The 14,573-nt window shown below is 48.8% G+C and carries 3 protein-coding genes, 9 tRNA genes and 6 rRNA genes; all 18 read right to left on the minus strand.

Going from position 1 to position 14,573, the window contains the following annotated elements; genetic code table 11:
* Window positions 1-460: 460 nt before the first annotated feature.
* Window positions 461-577, minus strand: a 5S ribosomal RNA gene (gene rrf / locus ACXAFV_RS01185).
* Between the two features lie 101 nt (window positions 578-678).
* Window positions 679-3,614 (minus strand): 23S ribosomal RNA (locus ACXAFV_RS01190).
* A 207-nt stretch (window positions 3,615-3,821) separates the two neighbouring features.
* Window positions 3,822-5,373 (minus strand): 16S ribosomal RNA (locus ACXAFV_RS01195).
* Window positions 5,374-5,609: 236 nt separating this feature from the next.
* A tRNA-Ala gene (locus tag ACXAFV_RS01200) sits at window positions 5,610-5,685 on the minus strand.
* An 8-nt stretch (window positions 5,686-5,693) separates the two neighbouring features.
* Window positions 5,694-5,770 (minus strand) — tRNA-Pro (locus tag ACXAFV_RS01205).
* 7 nt (window positions 5,771-5,777) lie between these two features.
* Window positions 5,778-5,854: transfer RNA gene (locus tag ACXAFV_RS01210), tRNA-Arg, on the minus strand.
* A 94-nt stretch (window positions 5,855-5,948) separates the two neighbouring features.
* Window positions 5,949-6,037 (minus strand) — tRNA-Leu (locus ACXAFV_RS01215).
* Window positions 6,038-6,046: 9 nt separating this feature from the next.
* Window positions 6,047-6,121: transfer RNA gene (locus tag ACXAFV_RS01220), tRNA-Gly, on the minus strand.
* Window positions 6,122-6,126: 5 nt separating this feature from the next.
* Window positions 6,127-6,211: transfer RNA gene (locus tag ACXAFV_RS01225), tRNA-Leu, on the minus strand.
* A gap of 39 nt (window positions 6,212-6,250) precedes the next feature.
* A tRNA-Lys gene (locus ACXAFV_RS01230) sits at window positions 6,251-6,326 on the minus strand.
* A 184-nt stretch (window positions 6,327-6,510) separates the two neighbouring features.
* Window positions 6,511-6,586, minus strand: a tRNA-Thr gene (locus tag ACXAFV_RS01235).
* Between the two features lie 122 nt (window positions 6,587-6,708).
* Window positions 6,709-6,784: transfer RNA gene (locus tag ACXAFV_RS01240), tRNA-Val, on the minus strand.
* Window positions 6,785-6,796: 12 nt separating this feature from the next.
* Window positions 6,797-6,913 (minus strand): 5S ribosomal RNA (gene rrf / locus ACXAFV_RS01245).
* Between the two features lie 101 nt (window positions 6,914-7,014).
* Window positions 7,015-9,950: ribosomal RNA gene (locus ACXAFV_RS01250) — 23S ribosomal RNA — on the minus strand.
* A 194-nt stretch (window positions 9,951-10,144) separates the two neighbouring features.
* Window positions 10,145-11,696, minus strand: a 16S ribosomal RNA gene (locus ACXAFV_RS01255).
* Together the 16S, 23S and 5S rRNA genes with 9 tRNA genes alongside form the textbook arrangement of a ribosomal RNA operon.
* Before the next feature lie 420 nt (window positions 11,697-12,116).
* On the minus strand, window positions 12,117-13,604 hold the full coding sequence (gene lysS, locus ACXAFV_RS01260; RefSeq protein WP_475123911.1) for a lysine--tRNA ligase: 1,488 nt from the start codon (window positions 13,602-13,604) through the stop codon (window positions 12,117-12,119).
* A 265-nt stretch (window positions 13,605-13,869) separates the two neighbouring features.
* Entirely contained in the window at window positions 13,870-14,094 is a 225-nt protein-coding gene (locus ACXAFV_RS01265; RefSeq protein ID WP_475123912.1) for a helix-turn-helix domain-containing protein, read from the minus strand.
* Window positions 14,046-14,573 (minus strand): 2-amino-4-hydroxy-6-hydroxymethyldihydropteridine diphosphokinase, encoded by a 528-nt coding sequence (gene folK / locus ACXAFV_RS01270; protein WP_475123914.1) that lies wholly within the window; start codon window positions 14,571-14,573, stop codon window positions 14,046-14,048. The genes ACXAFV_RS01265 and folK overlap by 49 nt, the downstream gene beginning before the upstream one ends.

Below are 14,573 nucleotides of genomic sequence, written 5' to 3' on the forward strand. Positions count from 1 at the left end.
TGACTATAATTATACAATTGGGCATTGAACTTTGCAATTATGAACTTACCCTTAGAAGTTTTCCTGTTTTGGAAAACTTTTAAACGTATAAAAGGGAGTTTATTCAGATCGGTTCTTAATTGGATTGTTCAACCTAGAGTATTGTATGTTGGTTGGGCTGGGAAAGTTAATGTCAGTTCGGTGGTTCAGCGGCAGGGGGTGGACAGACGAAGTCAGTGTGGTGTGGGGTTTGATCTAAATGGCTGATCTAAAGTGATAAGTGGCTTTTGATAATATATTTTGATTTTTGATAATAAACATCTCGTTTTTGATAATATATCTGTTTTTTTGATAATAAGTACCCCATTTTTGATAATATATCCAGTCCTAGCCCAGAATAAGGACCATTTCTACCGTCCTGCTGGCCATTTTTATAGATAAAACAAAAAAACAGCCCGTAAATGAGCTGTTTTTTCTATTTGCCTGGCGACGTCCTACTCTCACAGGGGGAGAGCCCCCAACTACCATCGGCGCTGAAGAGCTTAACTTCCGTGTTCGGCATGGGAACGGGTGTGACCTCTTCGCCATAATCACCAGACGAATATTCAATTGAAGGGTTTGTTCCTTCAAAACTAGATAAAGGATTGATGTCAAGAAAGTCGAGTATCGACCAATGTGTTCATTTAAAAATGACTCTTTGTGGTTAAGTCCTCGATCGATTAGTATCAGTCAGCTCCACATGTCACCATGCTTCCACCTCTGACCTATCTACCTAGTCATCTTCTAGGGATCTTACTCACATAAAGTGATGGGAAATCTCATCTCGAGGGGGGCTTCATGCTTAGATGCTTTCAGCACTTATCCCTTCCGCACATAGCTACCCAGCGATGCCTTTGGCAAGACAACTGGTACACCAGCGGTGCGTCCATCCCGGTCCTCTCGTACTAAGGACAGCTCCTCTCAAATTTCCTGCGCCCACGACGGATAGGGACCGAACTGTCTCACGACGTTCTGAACCCAGCTCGCGTACCGCTTTAATGGGCGAACAGCCCAACCCTTGGGACCGACTACAGCCCCAGGATGCGATGAGCCGACATCGAGGTGCCAAACCTCCCCGTCGATGTGGACTCTTGGGGGAGATAAGCCTGTTATCCCCGGGGTAGCTTTTATCCGTTGAGCGATGGCCCTTCCATGCGGAACCACCGGATCACTAAGCCCGACTTTCGTCCCTGCTCGACTTGTAGGTCTCGCAGTCAAGCTCCCTTGTGCCTTTACACTCTGCGAATGATTTCCAACCATTCTGAGGGAACCTTTGGGCGCCTCCGTTACTCTTTAGGAGGCGACCGCCCCAGTCAAACTGCCCACCTGACACTGTCTCCCACCCCGATAAGGGGCGCGGGTTAGAATTTCAATACAGCCAGGGTAGTATCCCACCAACGCCTCCACCGAAGCTGGCGCTCCGGCTTCCAAGGCTCCTACCTATCCTGTACAAGCTGTACCAAAATTCAATATCAGGCTACAGTAAAGCTCCACGGGGTCTTTCCGTCCTGTCGCGGGTAACCTGCATCTTCACAGGTACTATAATTTCACCGAGTCTCTCGTTGAGACAGTGCCCAGATCGTTACGCCTTTCGTGCGGGTCGGAACTTACCCGACAAGGAATTTCGCTACCTTAGGACCGTTATAGTTACGGCCGCCGTTTACTGGGGCTTCGATTCGCACCTTCGCTTGCGCTAAGCACTCCTCTTAACCTTCCAGCACCGGGCAGGCGTCAGCCCCTATACTTCGCCTTACGGCTTCGCAGAGACCTGTGTTTTTGCTAAACAGTCGCCTGGGCCTATTCACTGCGGCTCTTCGAGGCTATGCACCTCAAAGAGCACCCCTTCTCCCGAAGTTACGGGGTCATTTTGCCGAGTTCCTTAACGAGAGTTCTCTCGCTCACCTTAGGATTCTCTCCTCGCCTACCTGTGTCGGTTTGCGGTACGGGCACCTTTTTCCTCGCTAGAGGCTTTTCTTGGCAGTGTGGAATCAGGAACTTCGCTACTATAATTCGCTCGCTATCACAGCTCAGCCTTCACGATGATGGGATTTGCCTCATCATCAGCCTAACTGCTTAGACGCACATATCCAGCAGTGCGCTTACCCTATCCTCCTGCGTCCCCCCATTGCTCAAACGGAAAAGAGGTGGTACAGGAATATCAACCTGTTGTCCATCGTCTACGCCTATCGGCCTCGACTTAGGTCCCGACTAACCCTGAGCGGACGAGCCTTCCTCAGGAAACCTTAGGCATTCGGTGGATGGGATTCTCACCCATCTTTCGCTACTCATACCGGCATTCTCACTTCTAAGCACTCCACCAGTCCTTACGGTCTGACTTCACTGTCCTTAGAACGCTCTCCTACCACTGACACCTAGAGGTGTCAATCCACAGCTTCGGTGATACGTTTAGCCCCGGTACATTTTCGGCGCAGAGTCACTCGACCAGTGAGCTATTACGCACTCTTTAAATGGTGGCTGCTTCTAAGCCAACATCCTGGTTGTCTAAGCAACTCCACATCCTTTTCCACTTAACGTATACTTTGGGACCTTAGCTGGTGGTCTGGGCTGTTTCCCTTTCGACTACGGATCTTATCACTCGCAGTCTGACTCCCATGGATAAGTCTTTGGCATTCGGAGTTTGTCTGAATTCGGTAACCCGATGAGGGCCCCTAGTCCAAACAGTGCTCTACCTCCAAGACTCTTACACATGAGGCTAGCCCTAAAGCTATTTCGGAGAGAACCAGCTATCTCCAAGTTCGATTGGAATTTCTCCGCTACCCACACCTCATCCCCGCACTTTTCAACGTGCGTGGGTTCGGACCTCCATCCAGTGTTACCTGGACTTCATCCTGGACATGGGTAGATCACCTGGTTTCGGGTCTACGACCACATACTCATTCGCCCTATTCAGACTCGCTTTCGCTGCGGCTCCGTCTCATCGACTTAACCTTGCATGGGATCGTAACTCGCCGGTTCATTCTACAAAAGGCACGCCATCACCCGTTAACGGGCTCTGACTACTTGTAGGCACACGGTTTCAGGTTCTCTTTCACTCCCCTTCCGGGGTGCTTTTCACCTTTCCCTCACGGTACTGGTTCACTATCGGTCACTAGGTAGTATTTAGCCTTGGGAGATGGTCCTCCCAGCTTCCGACGGGATTTCACGTGTCCCGCCGTACTCAGGATCCACTCAAGAGGGAACGAAGTTTCAACTACAGGGTTGTTACCTTCTTTGACGAGCCTTTCCAGACTTCTTCGTCTACTCCGTTCCTTTGTAACTCCGTATAGAGTGTCCTACAACCCCAAGAGGCAAGCCTCTTGGTTTGGGCTACATCCCGTTTCGCTCGCCGCTACTCAGGGAATCGCATTTGCTTTCTCTTCCTCCAGGTACTTAGATGTTTCAGTTCCCTGGGTCTGCCTTCCATACTCTATGTATTCAAGTAAGGATACTGTTCCATTACGAACAGTGGGTTCCCCCATTCGGAAATCTCCGGATCAAAGCTCACTTACAGCTCCCCGAAGCATATCGGTGTTAGTCCCGTCCTTCATCGGCTCCTAGTGCCAAGGCATCCACCGTGCGCCCTTCATAACTTAACCGAATTGGTTGTTACATAAGGTTTAAAACCTAAAATGGCGATACTCGGTAATTTCTTGACTATCAATAAATCTTTATCTAGTTTTCAAAGAACAAACTTAATGGTTGGTTCTTTTACTCCGCTTACGCTTCGTAAAAAACCTTGATGGTTGAACCATCAAAACTGAACAAAACTTCGACTGTCAAACGTTTCATAAAATATTCCTTAGAAAGGAGGTGATCCAGCCGCACCTTCCGATACGGCTACCTTGTTACGACTTCACCCCAATCATCTGTCCCACCTTAGGCGGCTGGCTCCAAAAGGTTACCTCACCGACTTCGGGTGTTACAAACTCTCGTGGTGTGACGGGCGGTGTGTACAAGGCCCGGGAACGTATTCACCGCGGCATGCTGATCCGCGATTACTAGCGATTCCAGCTTCATGCAGGCGAGTTGCAGCCTGCAATCCGAACTGAGAACGGTTTTATGGGATTGGCTAAACCTCGCGGTCTCGCTGCCCTTTGTACCGTCCATTGTAGCACGTGTGTAGCCCAGGTCATAAGGGGCATGATGATTTGACGTCATCCCCACCTTCCTCCGGTTTGTCACCGGCAGTCATCTTAGAGTGCCCAACTGAATGCTGGCAACTAAGATCAAGGGTTGCGCTCGTTGCGGGACTTAACCCAACATCTCACGACACGAGCTGACGACAACCATGCACCACCTGTCACTCTGTCCCCCGAAGGGGAAAGCCCTATCTCTAGGGTTGTCAGAGGATGTCAAGACCTGGTAAGGTTCTTCGCGTTGCTTCGAATTAAACCACATGCTCCACCGCTTGTGCGGGCCCCCGTCAATTCCTTTGAGTTTCAGTCTTGCGACCGTACTCCCCAGGCGGAGTGCTTAATGCGTTAGCTGCAGCACTAAAGGGCGGAAACCCTCTAACACTTAGCACTCATCGTTTACGGCGTGGACTACCAGGGTATCTAATCCTGTTTGCTCCCCACGCTTTCGCGCCTCAGTGTCAGTTACAGACCAGAAAGTCGCCTTCGCCACTGGTGTTCCTCCAAATATCTACGCATTTCACCGCTACACTTGGAATTCCACTTTCCTCTTCTGCACTCAAGTTCCCCAGTTTCCAATGACCCTCCACGGTTGAGCCGTGGGCTTTCACATCAGACTTAAGAAACCACCTGCGCGCGCTTTACGCCCAATAATTCCGGACAACGCTTGCCACCTACGTATTACCGCGGCTGCTGGCACGTAGTTAGCCGTGGCTTTCTGGTTAGGTACCGTCAAGGTGCCGCCCTATTCGAACGGCACTTGTTCTTCCCTAACAACAGAGTTTTACGATCCGAAAACCTTCTTCACTCACGCGGCGTTGCTCCGTCAGACTTTCGTCCATTGCGGAAGATTCCCTACTGCTGCCTCCCGTAGGAGTCTGGGCCGTGTCTCAGTCCCAGTGTGGCCGATCACCCTCTCAGGTCGGCTACGCATCGTCGCCTTGGTGAGCCGTTACCTCACCAACTAGCTAATGCGCCGCGGGTCCATCTGTAAGTGGTAGCTAAAAGCCACCTTTCAACAGTTCCTCATGCGAGGAACTGAGTTATCCGGTATTAGCCCCGGTTTCCCGGAGTTATCCCAGTCTTACAGGCAGGTTACCCACGTGTTACTCACCCGTCCGCCGCTGATCTCAGGGAGCAAGCTCCCTTTGATCCGCTCGACTTGCATGTATTAGGCACGCCGCCAGCGTTCGTCCTGAGCCAGGATCAAACTCTCCGATAAAAGTTTGAATAGCTCTTGTTTGCAACGATTCTATCGTTGCGGTAAATCTAGAATTAACGTTGACGTATTGTCTTGTTTTGTTCAGTTTTCAAGGTTCAATTTGTTAAGTGCTTCGTTTGAAGCGACTTTACAAGTATATCATCGACACTGTTGAGTGTCAACAACTTTTTTAATTTTTTTCACCGAAGTGAGTTAAGGTAGATTCTTTTACTCCGCTTACGCTGCGTAAAAAATCTTGGTGGAGCCTAGCGGGATCGAACCGCTGACCTCCTGCGTGCAAAGCAGGCGCTCTCCCAGCTGAGCTAAGGCCCCATCTAAGGTGGTCGGGAAGACAGGATTCGAACCTGCGACCCCTTGGTCCCAAACCAAGTGCTCTACCAAGCTGAGCTACTTCCCGAAATAGATGGCGCGCCCGAGAGGAGTCGAACCCCTAACCTTTTGATCCGTAGTCAAACGCTCTATCCAATTGAGCTACGGGCGCATTATTTAATTAAGGCTATTTGCTGACGCAAATTAAGAAAAGATGTTTTGCTAGCACAAGCTATTGAGAGTTATTTTGCTTTTGCAAAAAACTCTGGTGCCGAGGACCGGAATCGAACCGGTACGGTAGTCACCTACCGCAGGATTTTAAGTCCTGTGCGTCTGCCAGTTCCGCCACCCCGGCAAAAATCTTTGGAGCGGAAGACGGGATTCGAACCCGCGACCCCCACCTTGGCAAGGTGGTGTTCTACCACTGAACTACTTCCGCAAATATGGTGCGGGTGAAGGGACTTGAACCCCCACGCCTCGCGGCGCCAGATCCTAAGTCTGGTGCGTCTGCCAATTCCGCCACACCCGCATGATAAAAGATATGATGTTTTGCCTGAGCAAAAATCAATGGTGAGCCATGAAGGACTCGAACCTTCGACCCTCTGATTAAAAGTCAGATGCTCTACCAACTGAGCTAATGGCTCGTAATAGTATTAATTAAAAATTATTATTTCACTTCTATCTTTGTGCATCTACGACGTCCAGCTCTCAGGAAGCTTAACCAAGATGCTGCTCGAGCTGTACGCTAGAAGATAACTCAATGATGTTATTTCTTTCGTGCTCTACCAACTGAGCTAATGGCTTATATTATAATGAGAAAAACCAAAATGGTGCCGGCAAGAGGACTTGAACCCCCAACCTACTGATTACAAGTCAGTTGCTCTACCAGTTGAGCTACACCGGCATAAAAAAGATGTTTTCGTCAGCTTGTCTTAAATAAGCTTCAGAAAATCATTGGAAAGATATTTTGCTTGCGCAAAAATCAAGGAAGATTCTTTTACTCCGCTGATGCTTCGTAAAAAATCATGGTGGAGGATGACGGGATCGAACCGCCGACCCTCTGCTTGTAAGGCAGATGCTCTCCCAGCTGAGCTAATCCTCCGGATTATAAATCGCCTGGCGACGTCCTACTCTCACAGGGGGAGAGCCCCCAACTACCATCGGCGCTGAAGAGCTTAACTTCCGTGTTCGGCATGGGAACGGGTGTGACCTCTTCGCCATAATCACCAGACGAATATTCAATTGAAGGGTTTGTTCCTTCAAAACTAGATAAAGGATTGATGTCAAGAAAGTCGAGTATCGACCAATGTGTTCATTTAAAAATGACTCTTTGTGGTTAAGTCCTCGATCGATTAGTATCAGTCAGCTCCACATGTCACCATGCTTCCACCTCTGACCTATCTACCTAGTCATCTTCTAGGGATCTTACTCACATAAAGTGATGGGAAATCTCATCTCGAGGGGGGCTTCATGCTTAGATGCTTTCAGCACTTATCCCTTCCGCACATAGCTACCCAGCGATGCCTTTGGCAAGACAACTGGTACACCAGCGGTGCGTCCATCCCGGTCCTCTCGTACTAAGGACAGCTCCTCTCAAATTTCCTGCGCCCACGACGGATAGGGACCGAACTGTCTCACGACGTTCTGAACCCAGCTCGCGTACCGCTTTAATGGGCGAACAGCCCAACCCTTGGGACCGACTACAGCCCCAGGATGCGATGAGCCGACATCGAGGTGCCAAACCTCCCCGTCGATGTGGACTCTTGGGGGAGATAAGCCTGTTATCCCCGGGGTAGCTTTTATCCGTTGAGCGATGGCCCTTCCATGCGGAACCACCGGATCACTAAGCCCGACTTTCGTCCCTGCTCGACTTGTAGGTCTCGCAGTCAAGCTCCCTTGTGCCTTTACACTCTGCGAATGATTTCCAACCATTCTGAGGGAACCTTTGGGCGCCTCCGTTACTCTTTAGGAGGCGACCGCCCCAGTCAAACTGCCCACCTGACACTGTCTCCCACCCCGATAAGGGGCGCGGGTTAGAATTTCAATACAGCCAGGGTAGTATCCCACCAACGCCTCCACCGAAGCTGGCGCTCCGGCTTCCAAGGCTCCTACCTATCCTGTACAAGCTGTACCAAAATTCAATATCAGGCTACAGTAAAGCTCCACGGGGTCTTTCCGTCCTGTCGCGGGTAACCTGCATCTTCACAGGTACTATAATTTCACCGAGTCTCTCGTTGAGACAGTGCCCAGATCGTTACGCCTTTCGTGCGGGTCGGAACTTACCCGACAAGGAATTTCGCTACCTTAGGACCGTTATAGTTACGGCCGCCGTTTACTGGGGCTTCGATTCGCACCTTCGCTTGCGCTAAGCACTCCTCTTAACCTTCCAGCACCGGGCAGGCGTCAGCCCCTATACTTCGCCTTACGGCTTCGCAGAGACCTGTGTTTTTGCTAAACAGTCGCCTGGGCCTATTCACTGCGGCTCTTCGAGGCTATGCACCTCAAAGAGCACCCCTTCTCCCGAAGTTACGGGGTCATTTTGCCGAGTTCCTTAACGAGAGTTCTCTCGCTCACCTTAGGATTCTCTCCTCGCCTACCTGTGTCGGTTTGCGGTACGGGCACCTTTTTCCTCGCTAGAGGCTTTTCTTGGCAGTGTGGAATCAGGAACTTCGCTACTATAATTCGCTCGCTATCACAGCTCAGCCTTCACGATGATGGGATTTGCCTCATCATCAGCCTAACTGCTTAGACGCACATATCCAGCAGTGCGCTTACCCTATCCTCCTGCGTCCCCCCATTGCTCAAACGGAAAAGAGGTGGTACAGGAATATCAACCTGTTGTCCATCGTCTACGCCTATCGGCCTCGACTTAGGTCCCGACTAACCCTGAGCGGACGAGCCTTCCTCAGGAAACCTTAGGCATTCGGTGGATGGGATTCTCACCCATCTTTCGCTACTCATACCGGCATTCTCACTTCTAAGCACTCCACCAGTCCTTACGGTCTGACTTCACTGTCCTTAGAACGCTCTCCTACCACTGACACCTAGAGGTGTCAATCCACAGCTTCGGTGATACGTTTAGCCCCGGTACATTTTCGGCGCAGAGTCACTCGACCAGTGAGCTATTACGCACTCTTTAAATGGTGGCTGCTTCTAAGCCAACATCCTGGTTGTCTAAGCAACTCCACATCCTTTTCCACTTAACGTATACTTTGGGACCTTAGCTGGTGGTCTGGGCTGTTTCCCTTTCGACTACGGATCTTATCACTCGCAGTCTGACTCCCATGGATAAGTCTTTGGCATTCGGAGTTTGTCTGAATTCGGTAACCCGATGAGGGCCCCTAGTCCAAACAGTGCTCTACCTCCAAGACTCTTACACATGAGGCTAGCCCTAAAGCTATTTCGGAGAGAACCAGCTATCTCCAAGTTCGATTGGAATTTCTCCGCTACCCACACCTCATCCCCGCACTTTTCAACGTGCGTGGGTTCGGACCTCCATCCAGTGTTACCTGGACTTCATCCTGGACATGGGTAGATCACCTGGTTTCGGGTCTACGACCACATACTCATTCGCCCTATTCAGACTCGCTTTCGCTGCGGCTCCGTCTCATCGACTTAACCTTGCATGGGATCGTAACTCGCCGGTTCATTCTACAAAAGGCACGCCATCACCCGTTAACGGGCTCTGACTACTTGTAGGCACACGGTTTCAGGTTCTCTTTCACTCCCCTTCCGGGGTGCTTTTCACCTTTCCCTCACGGTACTGGTTCACTATCGGTCACTAGGTAGTATTTAGCCTTGGGAGATGGTCCTCCCAGCTTCCGACGGGATTTCACGTGTCCCGCCGTACTCAGGATCCACTCAAGAGGGAACGAAGTTTCAACTACAGGGTTGTTACCTTCTTTGACGAGCCTTTCCAGACTTCTTCGTCTACTCCGTTCCTTTGTAACTCCGTATAGAGTGTCCTACAACCCCAAGAGGCAAGCCTCTTGGTTTGGGCTACATCCCGTTTCGCTCGCCGCTACTCAGGGAATCGCATTTGCTTTCTCTTCCTCCAGGTACTTAGATGTTTCAGTTCCCTGGGTCTGCCTTCCATACTCTATGTATTCAAGTAAGGATATTGTTCCATTACGAACAATGGGTTCCCCCATTCGGAAATCTCCGGATCAAAGCTCACTTACAGCTCCCCGAAGCATATCGGTGTTAGTCCCGTCCTTCATCGGCTCCTAGTGCCAAGGCATCCACCGTGCGCCCTTCATAACTTAACCGAATTGGTTGTTACATAAGGTTTAAAACCTAAAATGGCGATACTCGGTAATTTCTTGACTATCAATAAATCTTTATCTAGTTTTCAAAGAACAAATTCATTTCGTCTCGTAAGAGACAAAAGGTTTTGATAGTAATTAAACCATCAAAACTGAACAAAACTTCGACTGTCAAACGTTTCATATATATTCCTTAGAAAGGAGGTGATCCAGCCGCACCTTCCGATACGGCTACCTTGTTACGACTTCACCCCAATCATCTGTCCCACCTTAGGCGGCTGGCTCCAAAAGGTTACCTCACCGACTTCGGGTGTTACAAACTCTCGTGGTGTGACGGGCGGTGTGTACAAGGCCCGGGAACGTATTCACCGCGGCATGCTGATCCGCGATTACTAGCGATTCCAGCTTCATGCAGGCGAGTTGCAGCCTGCAATCCGAACTGAGAACGGTTTTATGGGATTGGCTAAACCTCGCGGTCTCGCTGCCCTTTGTACCGTCCATTGTAGCACGTGTGTAGCCCAGGTCATAAGGGGCATGATGATTTGACGTCATCCCCACCTTCCTCCGGTTTGTCACCGGCAGTCATCTTAGAGTGCCCAACTGAATGCTGGCAACTAAGATCAAGGGTTGCGCTCGTTGCGGGACTTAACCCAACATCTCACGACACGAGCTGACGACAACCATGCACCACCTGTCACTCTGTCCCCCGAAGGGGAAAGCCCTATCTCTAGGGTTGTCAGAGGATGTCAAGACCTGGTAAGGTTCTTCGCGTTGCTTCGAATTAAACCACATGCTCCACCGCTTGTGCGGGCCCCCGTCAATTCCTTTGAGTTTCAGTCTTGCGACCGTACTCCCCAGGCGGAGTGCTTAATGCGTTAGCTGCAGCACTAAAGGGCGGAAACCCTCTAACACTTAGCACTCATCGTTTACGGCGTGGACTACCAGGGTATCTAATCCTGTTTGCTCCCCACGCTTTCGCGCCTCAGTGTCAGTTACAGACCAGAAAGTCGCCTTCGCCACTGGTGTTCCTCCAAATATCTACGCATTTCACCGCTACACTTGGAATTCCACTTTCCTCTTCTGCACTCAAGTTCCCCAGTTTCCAATGACCCTCCACGGTTGAGCCGTGGGCTTTCACATCAGACTTAAGAAACCACCTGCGCGCGCTTTACGCCCAATAATTCCGGACAACGCTTGCCACCTACGTATTACCGCGGCTGCTGGCACGTAGTTAGCCGTGGCTTTCTGGTTAGGTACCGTCAAGGTGCCGCCCTATTCGAACGGCACTTGTTCTTCCCTAACAACAGAGTTTTACGATCCGAAAACCTTCTTCACTCACGCGGCGTTGCTCCGTCAGACTTTCGTCCATTGCGGAAGATTCCCTACTGCTGCCTCCCGTAGGAGTCTGGGCCGTGTCTCAGTCCCAGTGTGGCCGATCACCCTCTCAGGTCGGCTACGCATCGTCGCCTTGGTGAGCCGTTACCTCACCAACTAGCTAATGCGCCGCGGGTCCATCTGTAAGTGATAGCTAAAAGCCACCTTTCAACAGTTCCTCATGCGAGGAACTGAGTTATCCGGTATTAGCCCCGGTTTCCCGGAGTTATCCCAGTCTTACAGGCAGGTTACCCACGTGTTACTCACCCGTCCGCCGCTGATCTCAGGGAGCAAGCTCCCTTTGATCCGCTCGACTTGCATGTATTAGGCACGCCGCCAGCGTTCGTCCTGAGCCAGGATCAAACTCTCCGATAAAAGTTTGAATAGCTCTTTTTGCAACGATTCTATCGTTGCGGTAAATCTAGAATTAACGTTGACGTATTGTCTTGTTTTGTTCAGTTTTCAAGGTTCAATTTGTTGCTTGCTTCGTTTGAAGCGACCCTTTAAATATTACAGCATCAACACCGTGGTGTCAATAACTTTTTTTAAAAAGTTTTTTGTGTGTTTGCCGTGTTTTGCGGCAACAGATAATAATATACCACCATATAAACAATGGCGCAAGAGGTTTTTTCATCTTTTTTATACTTTTTATATTGAAAGGCTAGAATTGCATTTTCAATATGTTATTCCCACTCATAAACAGACTAAACGGATTCATTCGAATTTGTATGATTAATACAGATTAAATAAGAAAAAGCAGCGGCCATCAGCCGCTGCTTTCTACATCAAACAATATTAATCACGATGACGCATCAATGGAAACAGTAATACATCACGAATGGACGGAGAGTTCGTTAATAGCATTACGAGTCTGTCGATTCCAATTCCTAGACCGCCTGTTGGAGGCATACCGTATTCCAACGCTTCTATGAAGTCATCATCCATCATGTGCGCTTCATCGTTACCTTCTTCTCTTTCTTTCAGCTGAGCTTCAAAGCGCTCTCTTTGATCGATTGGGTCATTAAGCTCTGTAAACGCGTTTGCATGCTCACGGCCCACGATGAACAATTCGAAACGATCTGTAAAGCGTGGATCTTCATCATTTTTCTTCGCAAGTGGAGAGATCTCCAGCGGGTGGCCATAGATGAATGTAGGCTGAATAAGCTTGTCTTCTACTTTTTGTTCGAAGAATTCATTTACGACATGGCCGTATTGCATATTGTCTTTAATCTCAATGCCATGTTCCTTAGCCAGCGCACGTGCTTCTTCATCGGACATTTCTTTCCAGAAATCTACTCCTGTGTGTTCTTTAACGGCATCTACCATATGAAGGCGTGTCCACTCTGGCTCAAGGTTCACTTCATAATCCCCGTATTGGACAGTTGTAGAACCGAATACCTCTTTAGCGATATGGGCAACGAGGTTTTCAGTCAATGCCATGATGTCGCGGTAATCCGCATAAGCTTCATAAAGCTCGATCATTGTAAATTCAGGGTTGTGTCGTGTCGACACCCCTTCATTACGGAATACTCTGCCGATTTCATATACTTTTTCAAGACCGCCGACGATCAGGCGCTTCAAGTGAAGCTCGATTGCGATACGCATAAATAGAGGCATATCCAGGGCATTATGATGTGTCGTAAACGGACGTGCAGATGCCCCTCCTGCAATAGAATGCATCATTGGTGTTTCTACTTCAAGGTATCCGTTGTTATCTAAGTATCTTCTCATCGATTGGATGATGCGGCTGCGAGCGATGAATGTCTCTTTGCTTTCCTGGCTTGTGATAAGGTCCAGATAGCGCTGACGGTAGCGTTGTTCTACGTCTTTCAGTCCGTGGAACTTCTCAGGAAGAGGGCGCAGTGCTTTTGTTAGCAAAGTGAATTCTTTTGCTTTAACTGAAAGCTCCCCAACCTTTGTTTTGAAAACCGTCCCTGTAATACCGACGATATCTCCTAGATCTGCTGTGTTGAAGAACTCGTAAGCTTCTTCGCCTACTGCATCTTTACGCACATAGATTTGGACTTGTCCTTCTAAATCCTGAAGGTGGGCAAATCCCGCTTTTCCTTTTCCTCGCTTTGTCATGATACGGCCGGCAATCGTTACCGTAATCTCTTTTTCTTCTAACTCTTCTTTTGAAAACTCATCATATTGTTCTTTGATTTCTGATGAGCTGTGTGAACGATCATAACGTTTACCGAACGGATCCATTCCTTTTTCACGGATGGACTCCATTTTTTCACGTCTTACGCGAAACTGGTCATTTATTTCTTCATGACTCATGTATTTTCACTCCTATTCTATCTGCTTTCCTGCTTTACTAGACTGATACGAATATATACCATACTATTTTACACAATATCCGGGTTTGTAACACCCCTAAAGTTTCAGTTCTTTAAGAAAACTGTCCCTCGTGTGCCATTGGAGGCTCACAGATATCGTGATAAAAAATCTCTAAAAAAGGCCGCTCCGTTCATGATGGGTATCATGAATGGAATCCAGCCTTTTTTTAGAATAACAGATTTTGATCTATTTATCACGTGACGAATTATTCACTATGTTCCAACTCACCCTGAGGATCAAGGTCCCCAAGAGAAATATTGAGCACTTCTGCCACCTTCACCAAGAAGTCTTCTTTCGGGATACGGCTCCCTCTTTCCACTTCTCCAAGTACAGAAACCGATATACCGAGTTCCTTAGCCAGCCCTTCCTGGGTGAAACCTTTTAGTTTTCTGAATGCACGAACACGTCTTCCCCATTTATCTGTTTCCATAACCGAACTCCTTCTTTGTCAGGTATTTCGTCCAGAAAGCGATTGAACGGGGTCCCAAGAACAGGATGCCCGATAGACGGTTCAAGCTCTAAGAGCGGTATGAGAACAAATGCTCTCTCTTGCATCCTTGGGTGAGGAACGAGTAGATTCTCTGATTCAATATTTTCGTGATTATAGAGTAAGATGTCAAGGTCTATTATCCTCGGTCCCCACTTGAATTCCCTTTTTCTCCCAAGGTCATATTCCACCTGCAAGCATTGCTGCAACAGTACTTCTGGACTTAAATCCGTACGAATTTCAATTACCATATTCAAAAATTCATCTTGTTCAGTAAAACCTACTGGATCCGTTTCATAAATCGACGACTTCCTTAATACCTCTATTTTACCATGACTATGGAGGATATTAATGGCTTTTTCCAAATAAGCCTCCCGCTCCCCCATATTTGATCCAAGAGAAAGGTATGCTATGTTCTTCAT

This window comes from Rossellomorea sp. ABR4_012 (assembly GCF_056159545.1).